Raw genomic sequence first — 16,075 nt, forward strand, 5'->3', positions numbered from 1 at the left:
GGGACCGAAATACGCCGACATCGAAAAATCTTGGTCCCTGCCGGAGGATCAAGTGCGTGCCGAACTTCGCAACGCCGTCACCGAGGAATCCTTCCGTGAAGAGTTCTTGAACAATGTCCGGCCCGAGCTGGCTGCCCTTGTTCCGCCGGACCTCTGGCACTTGCAATGGAGCCTGATGACAGAACGCAGGAAGGATGCCGTCGCCGAGCTTCTTTCCGATTTGAAAAGGAACCGGAGATGGTTTCCGGATCATCGGCGTTACCTGCAAACCTATAAGCCGCCGACTTTGATTCTTTGGGGTCCTCAGGATCACTACATGCCGGAGGAGTCCGCGCGCGCATATCTACGAGATTTGCCCGACGCCGAACTTCACCTTTTCGACGGAGGCCACTGGCTATTAGAGACCAACTTCCACGAAGTCGTGCCTCTTATCAGAAACTTCCTGGAACGCGTTCATCAACAACGTTGATTGATATGCCGCCGAGATAGGCTCCGAAATCAAGATCAGTCGCTTATTCGACGGAAGGCGACCGTCGTTACCTACTTTCTAGTTGTGCCGCGGCCACCGATTGCGCGATAGAGCTGGCCTGCTACTCAGGAATTCTTTCTAATGCCGATGGATCAAACTCTACATCCAAGCGTAGTGCGAGAATCATATGAGCGAACGGATCTGGCGATAGGACATGACAAAGGACTTTGAACCAGATGTCGCCCGGCGGCAGGGAGCCCAGTTCCAACTGTCCCACTGCCTCCTACCCGCATGGCGTGATGCGGAAATCGAGTCGGTCTCAGCGCGCGGGTCGATAGCGCTTGCGTTCACAGGCCAGTCCGAAGCGATGGTTCGCTCCGCCAACGGCCGTGCCATGCGGCGAGCGGTCCCGCCATTGTCTGTCGGATTAGGGGGCGACGTTCCGATTGTGTGGCTAGAAACCGAATCTGCTTCGGACATATTGGAGCTGACGGGATCTGGGGAGCTGCGTCGACAAATCGCGCGAGAAATGGGGGTCGAGCGCTATGCCGATCTGGACGACCTGCACGGTTGGCATGATCCTATCATTCAGGCGATTGCAACTCGGTTACGTTCCGCTGTTCGAGGGCGGATCTCCGTATCGGACCTGGAGGTTGAGACACTCATTTGTGCGGCCTATGCCCAGTCGCTGCGTAGGCATTTTGGCGGACGCGATGCCATCGCGAGGGCGCTTGATGCCCGTCGGAGGCAACGGGTACTGGAAATGATCTTAGCGGAAGCTAGCGAACCCTTGACCCTAGAGCTCTTGGCTGAGGCCGCCGCACTAAGTCCGTTTCACTTCGCGAGGAGTTTTGCCGTCACTTTCGGTATGCCTCCGCATCAGTTTGTCACAATGGTTCGGCTGGAGCGCGCATTTAGCCTGCTGCGAACGTCGCGTGCAACCGTGTCACAGGCTGCCGCCGCGGCGGGGTTTGTAAACCTTCATCATTTTCGTCAATTGTTTCGACGCCAGTACGGGGTTCTGCCCTCGGAAGTCGGACGTCCTCTCGTTGAGAATTCTCATTGAAGCGATGGTGGCAAAGTCCGCAATCGTTGTTGCGACGGCGGCAGCATTGAGCAAGAATCGAGCCTTTCCTCAGGCCTGGCGAGATTGTATTCAGCAAGATGATGGTCGAAACTTGCGCTAAGGAACGCGATATGTCGAAATTTCATCAGCAAGACCACCCTCACTCCAACCTCGAAAGTCCTCTGCGGCGGGAACTGCTGGTGTCAGCCGCAGTCCTCGGCGTTGCGCCTTGGCTGTTGTCTTCCGAGAGCCAGGCGACATCACAGGCCTGGGTCCCAAAACCGGCCAGCGAGCGTCGCAAATTGGGCGCGATCGAGACGTTCCCCATCGGTCTTGGCTGCCAATGGAGACCGGGTGCGTCTAAAACCCAGGCGCAAGATTACTTTGGCACCCCCATAGATCGCTCTGCTGCCGTTGCACTCATCAGACGCGCCGTCGACAACGGTGTCACCCTCATCGATACCGCTGAGGCATACGGTCCCTTCCTATCAGAGGACATTGTCGGCGAGGCGCTCAAGGGGTTGCGCGACAGCGTGATCCTCGAGAGCAAGTTTGGCTTCAATATTGATCTTGAGACCGGAAAAATGGGAGAGGGCCTCAACAGCCGGCCCGAGCACATCAAACGAGTCGTCGAGCTGAGCTTACGCCGTCTGCGCACTGATCGCATCGACATACTCTACCAGCATCGCGTCGATCCGCAGGTGCCGATCGAGGACGTCGCTGGCGCGGTTAAGGACCTTGTCGCTGAGGGCAAAGTGCTGCATTTCGGCCTGTCCGAGCCGGGCCTTAATACGATACGACGAGCGCACGCCATTCTTCCTTTGGCCGCGATCCAGAACGAGTACTCGATGGTGTGGCGCGGTCCCGAGGAAGGCCTACTCGACCTCTGCGAGGAACTGGGTATCGGCTTTGTCTGCTGGGCCCCGCTTGGCTACGGCTTCTTGACCGGCACAATTACAGCTGAAACCCGTTTTGGGAAGGACGCCGATAAAGACTTCCGGGCCGGCGTTCCACGCCTAGCCCCGAACGCATTGGAGGCCAACATGGCTCTTGTAGATGTCGTCCGCCGATGGGCGCATCGTAAGGAGGTCACGCCCGCTCAGGTGGCCCTGGCTTGGCTACTGGACCAAAGGCCGTTCATAGTGCCCATCCCAGGCACGACTAAGACAGCGCATCTCGACGAGAACATCTCGGCGGTCGCCATTCGATTTAGCGAAGCTGAACGAAGCGAACTTAATCAAGCCATCGCCGCCATCACAATCGAGGGCGCGCGGCTCCCTCCTGCAATACTCTCATTGTCTGAGGTTGAAGCTCCTCCAAGGAAGTAGCCAGGGGTTGATTCCGAAGTTTTGAGAAAATGGACGGGCCACCTCGGCCCTCGCTCGCACGGCCGTCGCGGGTCCCGCACCTGCAGGTTTTTACGTGTCATTTCCCAGAGGGTTGTCAGTCTTGCACACGAGCGAGGCCTTTTCGGGCCGAGTGTTCTTTTTGAGATTGTACAACGACCAGATACCTTGACCCGGGGCCGGTAAGTTTACAGTGCCGATGAGAGTTGTTCCCGATGGCAGGAATTCAGGCTGAGACGGCAGCTCTTTGTGTCTTCGTATCCTCGTCGTCTAAGCAAACGCGGTTGCGGCCGCTGGCTTTAGCCCGGTAAAGCGCACGATCGGCATTGGAGAACATCATGTCGAAAGAACTGTCACTTTCGCCGAGCGGTGCAACGCCAATCGAGACGGTGGCATGAAACGTGCCGGCCGAGCAAACAATCGGCTGCTGTTCGACGGTGTGGCGGACGCGCTCGCACGCAACCATGGCCTCCTCGCTATTCATGTAGGGAAGTAAGAGAGCAAACTCTTCGCCGCCTACACGAGCAAAGGTTGCTTCACCGAATTGTCCCGTCGATATGAGGTTTTGGATTGCTTGTGACAACGTTCTTAAGGCTGCATCGCCTGCGGCATGCCCATGGGTGTCGTTCACCCGCTTGAAGTGGTCGATGTCCAGGACGGCGACAGAAAACGGAAAGGCTTCCGCCCGGGCAGCGGCGAACAAGACGTTGGCGACTGAAAAAGCATGGCGGCGATTATGGGCGCTGGTGAGTTCGTCGGTGATCGTCAAGCGTTGCAACGCCGTTTGGATTGCTTTCAGATCGGTGATGTCCTGCAGAAGAAGCTGGACAACCGGATTGCCGTCCCACGGCAGAGCTCCGGCGATGAGCTTGATCGTCCGCACCGTTCCCTCCGGCGTGCGAATGTCGGCTTCGGTAGGATTGGCACCGATGCTGCCTTGAAATGCCTTGTCCATCTGCAACGCGGCTTCATCGACATGGGTCTGGAGAAAGTCAAGAAAGTGCCTGCCAATCAGCTGTTCCTGAGGGACCCGCAGAAGCCGGCAGGCTTCCTGATTGCCGAATATAACTCCCTGCTGGGTATGGATAAGCAAGCCCATCGGCATGAGGTCAAGCATCATGCCCATTCGGGCCTGCGTGTCGACCAGTGTCTGTTTGGTTAGCTCGGCAGCCGCGGCCGATTCAAAGTCTTCATCCAGAAACATGTACGCTTTTCTCGTTTCCGCCGCCGCAACTTGTTCATGGGGGTTGCGGAGTTTCGACGAACCGCTTTCCCCATCAAACTTGCCAACAATGACCGCCAGCCTCTGCGACAGTTCCAGGCCCATGCGAGCTTGGAGGCCAACTGGGCTCGCTTCGAGCTGACTAAGAGTAAATTCGTCGAAATTGATTAACATTCCCTATTTCACAAGTCTTTGATCCCTTGGGCCGCCGGGAGCGATAGCGGACCATTTCGGCGTGGAAGATGTGCAGCCGATCCGCTTCCGAGTGAGACGATCGACGGTACCCCGGGCCTCGTTGTCGTGGAGAGAGACGGCAATCGGCTCCTCAAGTCGCTACCGTGGGCTCCCCGCGTCAGACCCGGGAAAATGCGCCTCAATGGTCCGCTTGGCGAGCATGCGCGACCGCAATCATTGCCATTTCCAACGCGGCGGCGAGCGTCGTTGCGGCGGCAATGAACCGGCCATTGTGGCAGAAGGTGGCGTCTGACACACCGGAGACGGCTGCCAGGTCTTCACCGGAGAGGCCGGCCCAAGCGGCCGGCAGATCGGCCCGTTGCTCGAACTGTCGCTCGACTTCCGGATGCCGGTCACGCACCAGTCGGTTTCCCGCGGGTGGATGACAAACAATAGATGCGCGGCGCCGGCCTTGACGATTGCAAGCCTGAAAGGCATTTCCATTGGGAGTTCCAGCACAGATCCATCCCCGGTTGCGGCAATCGCTTCGAGCACGATCGACTCTGCTCGCAGCTTTGCTGCGCCCTGTCTTATGCAACCCCCGATAAAGGCTCGAGCGATCGAATTCCGTCCTGAAACGCGCGGTCGTCGGCATCCGACCCCTAGTCATCAAAAACAGATTTGAGCGTTTCCCGGAGGACCGGCAGCGTCAGCTTGGCCAGAGCTCCGGCGACCGACGGATTCGGCTCCATAGTCCATGAGATCGATGGGCAGCACGAAATCTTCGTCGAAGCTCGAATGCAGGGCTTCGACATGTAGTGCGGGAACCTGCATGGCGCCGAGATAATCTGGCCCCAAAATGGCGCCAGATCAGTCCGAATGGACTCAACGGCTGGCCGTCATCACGCAGTGGGGCACAGCGCCGATGATGAACGAAGATTCCTGCGGCTGGAGCGTATGCGCCGCCAACGTCATAGATGACCCTGTCATCCGACGGCGAGTTCCACTCGGGCGAGCGGCTGCTTTCGCATCAACTCACCCTCGCTTCGTCAGGTCTCTTTACACGAACAGCAGGCTTTGGCTTTTTGGGAGCAGAGATCCCGCTTTCGCGCTCAAGTTTCTTGCGGGCCATTTTTCTTGCGCGTCGGATCCCTTCTGCCTTCTCGCGGGCTCGCTTGACCGAAGGTTTTTCATAATGCTCGCCCGATCGCATTTCACGGAAGACGCCTTCTCGCTGCAGCTTCTTCTTAAGAAAGCGGAGAGCTTGATCTACGTTGTTATCGCGTATCAGGACCTGCATTTTAAAAACTCAATGCATCGATTGTTCGACCTAAATCAATATCGCTTCGCTGATCAAGAGGGGATTTATTCGGCCGGCGCTGCTATCTTGGCAATTTATTGTCCCCTTGCGTTCAAACCATGCCGCGATGGTAGCGGGCTGCTCTCATGGCAAGGCTTGATGCCCGCAGCATTCGCGGCAGAGCCGCGATTGGCTTCAGGATGCGGTAAATAAGGCCTCGTTGGCGGAAGCGGTGGATGCAGCGGTCATGGGTTTGGTTATTTGTTTGTCCGACTTTTCATTGTCCAGCTGTCAAATCATGGGCACGCTCAACGGCCTCGGAGCGTAAATTCTCTAGCGATGGTGGTCAACGTGCCGTTAGCCGAGAAAATTTGCGACGCGCCCATCACACATCTCTCTCGAGAGCTCGGATCGACGCCACTTCAGGCGAAGTTCGGCGAGTGAAGCTGGACGATGAATGCCGAAGCCCTGGAAAAGGTCACATCCTGCGAGGGCAAGTGCTGCCTGTGTCGCGCTATCCTCGACACCTTCGGCTACGACGAGACAGTTCTGCGCATGACACATGTCAATGATTGCAGTGAGCGTCTGTAAGCCCCGGGGTTCGAGCAGTTGCATCACGAGTTCGCGGTCCAGTTTCACCGTATCGAGGGGAAACTCAAGTATCTGTTTGAGTGAGGTGTAGCCGGAGCCGAAATCGTCAAGTGAAATCTGGAAGCCCGCTTCTTTCAGGGCTTCGACCACAAGTTTGGCTTTCGCCGGAATCCTGGCGGCGAATGTCTCGGTCAACTCGATTTCCACCGTAGACGGCGAAGCCCCGTGATGCAGGAGCGCCTCAACGCAGTCACGGACGATTGCGCTGGAAGTCAACTCCGCGGTTGAGATATTGATGCCCAGCATCATTTGATCCCCGAAGATCTGCTGTAGAGCCGCTAAATCGCCAACAGCTTTGTGCAGCACCCACCTGTCAATTTTCGAAAAAAGCGCGTTCGACTCGGCGACGGGAATGAACTCTCCAGGGGAGACGGCGCCGAGCACGGGCGACTTCCAGCGCAAGAGAGCTTCACATTTCTCGACCACCCCGTGACGAGAAACAATCGGCATGTAGACCAAGGAAAACTCGTCGTCTGGATTGAGCCGCTGCAATTCGAACTTAATCTGCTCGATCCGCACGTCGTCGTCGGCGAATTCCGCCATATAACGTGCCACGTCGTTCTTGCCACGTATCTTGGCATGATACATCGCCTTGTCGGCGCAGGCTACGAGTTGGGTAAAGGTTCGTGCATCGTCAGGAAAACAGGCAATGCCAATGCTCGCCGTGACCGGGTAGATCTCGCCTCCTGCTACCATACCGGCCTCAACATTCTCAACAATGCGTAAGGCGACATTCAATGCAGCCGCTTCATCTCCAGGTTCACGTAGGAGAATGGCGAACTCGTCGCCGGACAGCCGCGCGAACAGCGGTGGTCGTTCCATATAGGCATGTGCAGTTTGATCTAGGGTCGCCTCGCAGATCGTAGTGAACCGTTTTAGCACGGCGTCACCAACAGCATGACCGAACGTGTCGTTGACGAATTTGAAGTTGTCGAGATCAATGAACAGGAGGCTCAGGCCGGTTTTAGTTTCCACCGCAGACTCGAGTGCCCGCTCACCAAGTAGCGAAAAATGCAAGCGGTTGCTAATCCCGGTCAGAGCATCTGTCCATGATGCAGTCTGCACTTCGTCCAAAGTGGCCAGCACTCGGTCATGCAACATCTTGATGTTGCCCGCGAGATGCTCAATCTCGCCCCCTCCGTTCATTCGGTCGAGGTTCTGGCGATGGCCGGAGAGGACGTCCGTCACCTGACGGTCGAGGGTCGAGATCGGGCCGGTAACGGTGCGTCGAATAAGGTATAGGAGCAAGCCGACCGAAAGAAGGGTCAACACCAGGCAGCGCGTTGCCAATGCGATCTTAAGCGATTGAAGGCGTCGCGCCATGTAAGTGTCAGTGAGGGCAAGCCCCACTTTCAAGTCCGGCAACAGCGTATCAATTGCAGTGAACACACTTCGCTCAAACACGATGTCCGAGGCGATGATTACCGGCGTTCCGTATTCCGTCTCAAGTTCAGTCTTCATCTTGACGAAGTCGCGTGGGCGCACCGCTGATTGGATGATTAGCGCCGAATCCCTCTGTGTTGCTAGGGGCCGTGACAAGGTCGTTGGAGCAACGAATTCAGAGTGTATGAGAAGCGGCACCTCACCGACTAAGAACTCGTCCGCTATCAGATCCGAACCCGCCCTCAAGCGCGCCGCCGCGGCTATTTGCGCTGCGTTGAGGGAGGCAAAAGGGTCGTCACTCTTTTCGAAGTAATAATCGACCGTCAAATCGGGACGAAGAATTGCAAAGGAGACAAAAAGATTGGAGTTTTTCGAAAAGAATTCAATGCCGTCCTGGATCTTGGCGCCTAACGCGGTCGTTCGGAAATCCTCATCGGTCTCTCGGACGAAAGACCGAATGGCGTCTCCCCTTTCCACCAAAAACAGAAGATTGCGGGTGAATTCGAGATCTCTGTCAAACAACTGTTTGAGCCGCCCGATTTGATGGGACAAGCGCGCAATTTCGGCCTGTTTGATGTTATCATGCTCAATCCAGTAGACCGAAAGAGCAACCAGGATATTGCTCAACAGCATGACCGGCAGTATGATAAGGAGTGCTCGCCTACTGAGCGTCATGGATACTGGTAACCGCGCTGACGATTCGTTTTCTCAGCTGCACCACCGATGCAGGATACTCCGCATAGAATTGGCTTGTGCGCACCACATCTTCGGACGGAAAAATCTCTTGGTTGTTCCTCATTTTTTCCGGAAGAAGCGGGATTGCCGCAGCATTCGTGGTTGGCAGCGAAAGATGGATCGCGTTCTCGGCCGCAACATCCGGCTCGTTGATGAAGTTTAGAAAACGCATAGCGCTGGCGCGCCGTTTCGAATTCGCATTGACCCCGAGGCAGTCCACCCACAACACGCTTCCCTCTTTCGGCAGCACATACTTCCAAGGAAACGATGTGGTGTCGCTGAGCACAAACTGATCACCGCTATAGGCCAGCGCCATATAGAGATCTTTTCCATATGTGACATTCTGGGCGGACGTGATGACGTAGTCATAAGTCTTGACGAATGGCGCCTGCGCAGCCAGGATTTCGAAGGCCCTCTTCAGTTCTGCTGTGTCTTGAGAACTCACTCTGCTACCGCTTAGAATTAGCGCTGGCGTCAACAGGTCGTCATAGCCTGTCTGCATGGCGACGTGACCCGAGAGGTCCTTTTGGGGCTTGAGCAGGTCATTCCACGAAGTCGGCGGGGTCGTTATCTTATCGGCGCGGTAAACAATTCCTAGCGTGCCCCAGAAATAGGGAAGTGCATAACCTGCGCAGCGCTCCCTCCACCGGGGGACGGAATTCTTCGCCGAGGGAACGGTCTGGTCTGACACTTCCATCAGTTTCCCGTTGCGTGAATAGAGGCTGGTGACATTCTCATTCAGGATCGCCAGGTCGATATCGCTATCCGGATCGGCCAACAGGCGGTCGCGCTCATCACCATCATCAAAATAGATCTGTTTGACTGCAATTCCGGTTTCGGATGTCCATCTCTCCAGTATTTTCGGGGCAATGTACTTTTCCCAGATGAGGAGATTAAGGGTCTCGGCCTTTAGTTCCACCGGCAACATGGCAGCGACAAGCAGAACGAGCCCAAGAAGAAATTTCATCGCGATACTCCGACAACTCAGCGATGAACGCACATCTTTGTAAAGTAAGCGCTAATATGTTTCGAATTAGTCTACGTCGGGGGAAAAATTCTGCACTGAGGCGGCGAAACAAGTTCAATCATCAGCGACCTTTGACGGCGGGATCAGAGGCGTGGTTCACAGACCGGGTAACCTGGACTGCTTCCGGAGTAGAGTTTCTTCGACGATGGGTTCGGCATTGCCCGCGTCCCATTTTTGCTTCTCGAATAACCAATGAAGCAATCACTCCCTCGGCTGCATTCTATTCTGGGAGTACGTCTGCTTCGAGGCCGAGGTTTGCCCCAGCTATTCCGGTGTCTTCTCGTCCGCAAAAATGAGTACCTCTACGGTTCGCTGCCGGATGCGTCCATGGAAATCGGCGCTGCGTTCCAAAGCATTCTCCTCCGCCCGCCAGCTCCTTCTATTGTTCCGTCGTCACGAGTTGGGCCGAGCTGCTGGTAGCGATTAAGCATTGCCGGCCGCCCCCGAGGGAGAGCGACCGGCTGTCCGTGATCCCCGATGGGACGGGTGAATTTCGGACGCCCTGAATTCAACATCCTGATCAACCGTGGCAACGAAAAGCCTATGTCAGAAATGTACGATGACCGGAGATCACATGGTCAACCATCTTCGCAATGACGGCGCGGATCCGCAACCGTGTTCGCCAGAGTGCCCGCATTTTGGGTTTGCGCCGCATCCCGATCTGGATAAATCAAGGAAAATTCCGCAAAAAGGGGATGCTGAATGAAAAGCAATTGGCTAGCCCCGCAAAGCCTGTCGTTCTCAACCATGACTGACAGGGAAGCCGTGTTTCGTCGGCTATGTCGTCTCGCTCCTCCGTCAGCAGATACGCAATTCCTTGCCGTCGTCCTCTGCCGAGCCAGCCGCACAACTGGTGGAGCTGTGCGAGCCCGCAACGATCCGCGCCAAACGCACATTGTGTTGGCACGCGGCACCATCAAGCCGCTTTCAACGAGTTAGTGGAAAGAAGCACGTCGCCTTGCCCATCGGCGAAGTCCACCCTCCAATCTTTGGTGCTGAACCGATGCTCTTCGTCGATCACCGGCAATCCCAGCCTCGCGAATGCGACATCCTTGGTGAGAACGGCATGGGTAGCCACAATCACGTGAATGTCGCCGAAGTGAGTCCGGCCTTGATCCGCGTTATAACGCCCGCCTCTACGACGCGCGCACGGTCCGAGCGCTGTTCGTCATCGTCGCCGTGCTGGCGGAAATTTCAGGCGCTTGGGTTGCTTGGAAAATAAGACGCCCCGGTTCTGGCGGGAAACCGGGGCGGAGCAGCTCTTGAGGAAGCCACTCTGCCGTTCGGAGCAAAGGCGGCGTATCAATAAAGGCCGAAGCTGGACTATTCCTTACCGAACGAAAACCCGCCTTTCAGCGGGCCTGTAGTTGACGGACGGCGGGGGCAACGGCCCAAAACCCGACGTCCTTCCATCATTCTCCATTCTGGCGATGCAGGATCGGTTGTGAGCCTTAACCGGACACATGATGATTTGGGCGGCTCCCTATGTTGATTTTTCCATGTCCAGGGGACGTGAGCGAAACAATGATAGAATGATGCTTATCAAACGCCAGGGCGAACAAGAACCCGATGCCTCGGTCGAGCGCCCATTAAGTATGCAGATGAACAATAAAAGGTCTGAGGCTCTGATTCGATCACTGATTTACCACTCGACGGCGAAGTGGTCGAAGATTCCCTAGATTTGTCCAAATTCCATCATCCGCGAACCCAAGGGGAAGGTCTTGAAGTGCTTTTCAAAAATGTGGCGGCGGTTTCAGGTGCCCGAGCGCGGGTTAGATCTGCAAGGAAGCGCTCCATCAGATTGGAGACACCGAATCGGCGATATTTCCTCTCCTCGGCCATGGAGAATTTGGGATTGGATTTCAGCAATCGCGCCATCATATCCTCGGCTTCCGCCAGCTTTCGTTGTCCAATGAGCACGGCGGTCTTGATCAGCAGGCAATCGTCCGCCTGCGGCGCGCGGATCAAGCACTCGTCCAGCACCTTATCCGCGTCATCTAGGCGACCAGCCGCGTATAATGCCTGTCCATGGACATAGGTATAATATTCGGGTGCCATGGGATGCAGGCGCCGGGCGCGTTCGGCATTGGCGACGGCGTTTGCGTATTCACCGAACCGCACCTGTGCCTTGGCGAGAGCCATCAGGCTGTCGGGATCGTTGGGGTTGAGTTCGACGGCTCGCTGCGCCGCTTGCCTAGCGCCGGGATAGTCGCCTCTGGTCGCCAAACCAAAGCTCAAGACCTGATAGCCGATGGCAAGGTTCGGGTCCAAGCGGATCGCCTGACGCGCTTCACTCAATCCCCTTTCGAGATCAGCTTCGGCAGCCAGCCTGTTGTTGGATGGCAAGTTGTGCACAATGTAGGTCATGCCGAGATACGCCCGCGCGGCGGCGTAAGTCGGATCCAGTTCCAAGGCTTGTTGGAAAAGCGCTCGCGAGGCCAGAACGGCTTCCCTATCTTTCAATGCCCGCTTATGGCGATCACGACCGCGAAGTACGAGGTCATAGGCCTGCATATTCTCCGTCGGGCGCCGTGATGCATTTTGAAGCTCGGAGTCGCGGACATAGGAGACAAGATGCGCGCCACGATCTCGGAAGTCAGCTCGGTCTGAACCGTGAAAATATCATTGACGCCACGATCATAACTGCGCGACCAAATATGAGCGCCACTGCTGGAGTCAATGAGCTGGGCAACCACACGAATCTTGTCCCCGGCGCGGCGGGCGCTGCCTTCAACGACATACCCAGCGCCCAATCTCTCGCCGATCTCCCTTACGTCGGACGGCTGACCACGCAATGCAAACGTCGAATTCCGGGCGATCACTTGCAGGTCTGGATTGCGTGCGAGTTCCGTTATGATGTCCTCGGTAAGCCCATCGGCAAAGTAGCCCTCATCGGCGTTACCGCTCATATTGTCGAAGGGAAGAACGGCGACCGTGGGGCGGGCATCGGCAGTTTGCCTTCCCGTCAACCAGGCGGCGCTGGGGAGGACAATATGGAAAAGCTGAGATCAATGCTTGCAGCGGCCACGGCGCTCGGCGTCGCGACCATTGTCCTGGGTGCTGCGCCGGTGCTTGCCGCCGATGCCTGCACGCCGGGAAAGACCAAGAAAATCGCCTTCATGCTCAAGCAGCAGACGGCCTTCCGCTACCTCAATGCCGATATTCCGTTCTTCAAGAAGACGGCGGAGGCCGCGGGTTATCAGGTCATCGTGCAATCGGCCGAGAACGATGCGCAGGCTCAGGTCGCGCAGGCCGAGAATGTGCTGACGCAGGGTGTCGACGCGATCGTCATCCAACCCGTCGATTTCAATGTCGCGGCACAGATCGCCGACCTCGCGACAGCAGCCAATGTGCCGCTCGCCTCCTATGACGACCTGATCCTCGGCGCCAAGCAGACCGCCTTCATCGGCCGCGACCCGAAGGAGGGCGGCATAGTTGCCGCGCAAGCGATCACGGCCATGGTGCCGAAGGGCAACTATGTGCTGATCGGCGGCGATTCCGGACAGACCAAGCCCGCTCTTTGCGATCGCGGCGGGTCTGCTGCTCGGTCTGCTCCTCGGCTTCGTCAACGGCTTCATCATCGCCAAATCAGGCATCCCGCCCTTCATTGCCACGCTCGGCATGATGGTCTCGGTTCGTGGTCTCGCCAAGTGGTACACCGAGGGCCAGCCAGTCGCGCTGCTCAGCCAGGATTTCGCCTGGCTTGGCCAGAGTTTCGAGGTCTGGGGCTTTCCGGTGCCGCGAACGGTGATCATCTTCTTTATCGTGGCAGTCGTCTGTCACATAGCACTCTCGTACACACGCTATGGCAAGTTTACCTACGCCATCGGCGCCAACCCGCTCGCCGCCCGCGTATCGGGCATCGATATCGGCAAGCATTTGATCAAGGTCTACGCCGTCGCCGGCATGCTGTCTGGTCTCGCCGGCGTCATGCTCGCCGCCCGCGCCCAATCCGGCCAGCCGAATATGGGCGTTTCCTTTGAGCTCGATGCGATCGCAGCCACCGTCATCGGCGGCACCTCGCTCGCCGGCGGTGCGGGCCGCATCACCGGAACCGTGATCGGCACCATCATCCTCGGTGTCGTGACCTCAGGTTTCACGTTCCTGCACGTCGGCGCCTACTATCAGGAGATCGTCAAAGGCCTGATCATCGTCACCGCCGTCATCATCGACGTGCAGCGGCAAAAACGAAAGTCCCGCGCCTGATCCTCCTCCCAGGCGCCCCTGGCGGCGTGGTGCTTCGGCACTGCGCCGCCTCTTTGACACCCATGCGCTCCTCTACAGTTGGAAGTGACTTTATGAAGTTCGTATTGACCGTTACCTGCAAATCCACACGCGGCATCGTCGCGGCGATCTCGGGTTTCCTCGCCGACAAGGGCTGTTACATCATCGATTCCAGCCAGTTCGACGACCTGGAGACGGGCCTGTTCTTCATGCGCATCACCTTCATCAGCCAGGAAGGTGCAGCGATCGATGAGATCGCGAAGGGTTTCGAGCCGGTCAAGGCCAAGTTCGGCATGACAAGCGAATTCCATGACAGCGACCAAAAGATGAAGCTCATGCTGATGGTGTCGCGCTTCGGCCACTGCCTCAACGATCTTCTCTACCGCTGGCAGATCGGCGCGCTGCCGATCGAGATCGTCGGCGTCGTGTCCAACCACTTCGATTATCAGAAGGTCATCGTCAATCACGACATCCCCTTCCATCATATCAACGTGACCAAGGCCAACAAGCCGGAGGCGGAAGCGCGTCTGATGGATATCGTGACATCCTCAGGCGCCGAACTGATCGTGCTCGCCCGCTACATGCAGGTGCTGTCGAATGCCGTCTGCAAGAAGATGTCGGGTCGTATCATCAACATCCATCACTCCTTCCTGCCGTCGTTCAAGGGCGCCAATCCCTATAAGCAGGCCTTTGAGCGCGGTGTGAAGCTGATCGGCGCCACCGCCCACTACGTCACCGAGGATCTCGATGAAGGTCCGATCATCGAGCAGGACGTCGCGCGGATCACGCATGCTCAGTCGGCTTCCGACTATGTTTCCATCGGCCGCGATGTCGAAAGCCAGGTTCTGGCCCGCGCGGTACATGCCCATAACCATCATCGGGTGTTCATGAATGGCAACAAGACCATCGTGTTCCCGGCCAGCCCCGGTTCGTACGCCTCCGAGCGGATGGGGTAATGAATAAGTCCACGCGAGGGGATGTCACGGGAAGATCCGACTTCATCCCACTGGAGGCCATCCTCGAAGTCGAGGATGGAATTGGCGATCGGCGCGCAATGGACAACGAACGCCCCTGATCATTGTCATCGCAGAGGCCCCCATCCGCAGCGGGCGGCCGTGAATTGAAGGAGAACTGACTTGAGTGGCACGATTAGTTTCGCACTGAACCACATGACGGCCCCAAAGCTGAACAGCCGCGAGCTGATCGATCTGGCGGCCAAGCTCGGCTGCATTGGTGTCGAACTTCGAAACGACCTAGCCGACAAAGGTCTCACCACTCGGGAATTCTTTGATGGCGAGAAACCCTCGGTGATCGGTGAATATGCCCGAGACAAAGGCGTTCGGCTGCTGGGGCTTTCCGAGGCTTACGGCTTTAACCGCTGGTCAGACGCGATGAAGGACAAGATTCAGCTGTTGATCGTCCAGGCCAAGGGCGCTGGAGCGGAGTCGATCAGTCTTATTCCGAGCAATGACGGAGCCAACGAACCGGACGAAAAGCGTCTTGCCGATCTCCGTGGCGCTCTCGCCCTCGTCCTGCCGATGCTCAAAGAGGCGGAGCTTATCGCGCTCGTGGAGCCATTGGGGTTCACGACATCGTCGCTTCGCCGAAAGCGCGAGGCCATCGACGCGATCGAAGCTGTCGGGGGCAAGGACCGATTCCGCCTCGTTCATGACACCTTCCACCACCACATCGCAGGCGAAACCGAATTCTTCCCCGAATGGACTGGCATCGTCCACATCTCGGGCGTTGTCGATCCCGCGTTGAGGCCCGACGAAATGCAAGATGGTCACCGCATTTTGGTCAATGAGGCCGATCGGCTGAGCAACGTCGAACAGATCAAGACGTTGATCGGGATGGGCTACAAGGGCGCCTGTTCCTATGAGCCTTTCGCTACGTCCGTGCACGCCGATCCGAATATTGAGGCGAGCCTCGGAGAAAGCATGACGTTCCTCGGCAAATCGCTCATGTCGTATTTTTCCGATGAGGCTCACTATTCTAGACTCTGAGATGAACCTTCGAAAAACAATCCAAGGGACGCAGGAAACGGTGTCGAAATGGAGGATTGCGTTGAGACCCACATGTCGAGCCGAAGTGCGTGCGAAAGTTCCATAAATCGCCTTACGCCGCAATTGAGGCCATGATTTCGGATGCAATGGTGAGCATCGACGTTTTGCGGCAGAGCTGCGGTCACTAGGGCAAACGATTGGAGGAATGAATTGATATTGAGTGGCGCTACGCAAGTTCTCGTAGTTGAGAATTAACTAATAAATAACCATGCGATGTTGAAGTCGGACCGATGATCAAGAAAGCGCAAGAGGAGTGTAAGTCCTCAGAGTGAACGAGAGCGGCCCAGCGCTAATCCTGGTCGGAAGAAACTGAAGGTTTCGGATGCTTTCAGAGGCAGGGCGTCACGTTGGCGCCCGGTGGCGGAGCTTTGTCTCGCTGTCTGCCAGCCTGCCCCGCGGGAATGATTTCTCT

The 16,075-nt window shown here is 56.9% G+C and carries 10 protein-coding genes and 4 pseudogenes; 8 read left to right on the forward strand and 6 right to left on the reverse strand.

The features are described from left to right. From AC2YI2_RS34330 to AC2YI2_RS34340, 3 genes are all read left to right on the forward strand, one after another. Window positions 1–469 (forward strand): alpha/beta fold hydrolase (locus tag AC2YI2_RS34330; protein ID WP_487391013.1); only part of this gene is annotated, 469 nt, incomplete at its 5' end. Window positions 470–1,232: 763 nt separating this feature from the next. After that, window positions 1,233–1,535 carry a helix-turn-helix transcriptional regulator gene (locus AC2YI2_RS34335; RefSeq protein WP_487391022.1) on the forward strand — a complete coding sequence of 101 codons (303 nt, stop codon included), beginning with the start codon at window positions 1,233–1,235 and terminating at the stop codon, window positions 1,533–1,535. Window positions 1,536–1,666: 131 nt separating this feature from the next. Beyond that, on the forward strand, window positions 1,667–2,863 hold the full coding sequence (locus AC2YI2_RS34340) for an aldo/keto reductase (RefSeq protein WP_487391014.1): 1,197 nt from the start codon (window positions 1,667–1,669) through the stop codon (window positions 2,861–2,863). 244 nt (window positions 2,864–3,107) lie between these two features. On the opposite strand, the gene AC2YI2_RS34345 is transcribed toward AC2YI2_RS34340, so the two are convergent. The 5 genes and pseudogenes from AC2YI2_RS34345 to AC2YI2_RS34365 form a co-directional block, all read right to left on the reverse strand. Then, window positions 3,108–4,277 (reverse strand): sensor domain-containing diguanylate cyclase, encoded by a 1,170-nt coding sequence (locus AC2YI2_RS34345; protein WP_487391015.1) that lies wholly within the window; start codon window positions 4,275–4,277, stop codon window positions 3,108–3,110. 199 nt (window positions 4,278–4,476) lie between these two features. After that, a pseudogene (locus AC2YI2_RS34350) lies at window positions 4,477–5,298 on the reverse strand (MYG1 family protein); the annotation flags it as partial. A gap of 9 nt (window positions 5,299–5,307) precedes the next feature. Beyond that, window positions 5,308–5,577, reverse strand: a complete 270-nt coding sequence (gene rpsU, locus AC2YI2_RS34355; RefSeq protein ID WP_487391016.1) for a 30S ribosomal protein S21 — start codon at window positions 5,575–5,577, stop codon at window positions 5,308–5,310. Between the two features lie 357 nt (window positions 5,578–5,934). Further along, window positions 5,935–8,238 carry a putative bifunctional diguanylate cyclase/phosphodiesterase gene (locus tag AC2YI2_RS34360; RefSeq protein WP_487391017.1) on the reverse strand — a complete coding sequence of 768 codons (2,304 nt, stop codon included), beginning with the start codon at window positions 8,236–8,238 and terminating at the stop codon, window positions 5,935–5,937. A 34-nt stretch (window positions 8,239–8,272) separates the two neighbouring features. Continuing rightward, a complete protein-coding gene (locus AC2YI2_RS34365) occupies window positions 8,273–9,313 on the reverse strand; it encodes a polyamine ABC transporter substrate-binding protein (RefSeq protein ID WP_487391018.1) in 1,041 nt (346 codons plus the stop codon). Window positions 9,314–9,947: 634 nt separating this feature from the next. Between AC2YI2_RS34365 and AC2YI2_RS34370 the strand changes: the two genes are divergently transcribed. Further along, window positions 9,948–10,079 (forward strand): hypothetical protein, encoded by a 132-nt coding sequence (locus AC2YI2_RS34370; protein ID WP_487391019.1) that lies wholly within the window; start codon window positions 9,948–9,950, stop codon window positions 10,077–10,079. Window positions 10,080–11,068: 989 nt separating this feature from the next. On the opposite strand, the pseudogene AC2YI2_RS34375 reads toward AC2YI2_RS34370, so the two are convergent. Continuing rightward, window positions 11,069–12,348, reverse strand: a pseudogene (locus AC2YI2_RS34375) (CDC27 family protein); the annotation flags it as partial. A gap of 144 nt (window positions 12,349–12,492) precedes the next feature. Here AC2YI2_RS34375 and AC2YI2_RS34380 point away from each other — a divergent pair. The 4 genes and pseudogenes from AC2YI2_RS34380 to AC2YI2_RS34395 form a co-directional block, all read left to right on the forward strand. Then, window positions 12,493–12,822: pseudogene (locus AC2YI2_RS34380) on the forward strand (substrate-binding domain-containing protein); the annotation flags it as partial. A gap of 64 nt (window positions 12,823–12,886) precedes the next feature. After that, window positions 12,887–13,579, forward strand: a pseudogene (locus tag AC2YI2_RS34385) (ABC transporter permease); the annotation flags it as partial. Window positions 13,580–13,671: 92 nt separating this feature from the next. After that, window positions 13,672–14,553, forward strand: coding sequence for a formyltetrahydrofolate deformylase (purU, locus tag AC2YI2_RS34390; protein WP_487391020.1), 882 nt, complete (start codon window positions 13,672–13,674; stop codon window positions 14,551–14,553). Between the two features lie 180 nt (window positions 14,554–14,733). Beyond that, window positions 14,734–15,603 carry a TIM barrel protein gene (locus AC2YI2_RS34395; RefSeq protein ID WP_487391021.1) on the forward strand — a complete coding sequence of 290 codons (870 nt, stop codon included), beginning with the start codon at window positions 14,734–14,736 and terminating at the stop codon, window positions 15,601–15,603. Window positions 15,604–16,075: the final 472 nt, after the last annotated feature.

It is taken from the genome of Rhizobium sp. SRI_017, assembly GCF_057586295.1.

Excerpts from the sequence above, each read along its gene's own strand:
- AC2YI2_RS34370 (WP_487391019.1), top strand. The coding sequence starts at position 9,948 with ATGGTCAACCATCTTCGCAATGACGGCGCGGATCCGCAACCGTGTTCG.
- rpsU (WP_487391016.1), bottom strand. The coding sequence starts at position 5,577 with ATGCAGGTCCTGATACGCGATAACAACGTAGATCAAGCTCTCCGCTTT.
- AC2YI2_RS34365 (WP_487391018.1), bottom strand. The coding sequence starts at position 9,313 with ATGAAATTTCTTCTTGGGCTCGTTCTGCTTGTCGCTGCCATGTTGCCG.
- AC2YI2_RS34340 (WP_487391014.1), top strand. The coding sequence starts at position 1,667 with ATGTCGAAATTTCATCAGCAAGACCACCCTCACTCCAACCTCGAAAGT.
- AC2YI2_RS34335 (WP_487391022.1), top strand. The coding sequence starts at position 1,233 with ATGATCTTAGCGGAAGCTAGCGAACCCTTGACCCTAGAGCTCTTGGCT.
- AC2YI2_RS34345 (WP_487391015.1), bottom strand. The coding sequence starts at position 4,277 with ATGTTAATCAATTTCGACGAATTTACTCTTAGTCAGCTCGAAGCGAGC.
- purU (WP_487391020.1), top strand. The coding sequence starts at position 13,672 with ATGAAGTTCGTATTGACCGTTACCTGCAAATCCACACGCGGCATCGTC.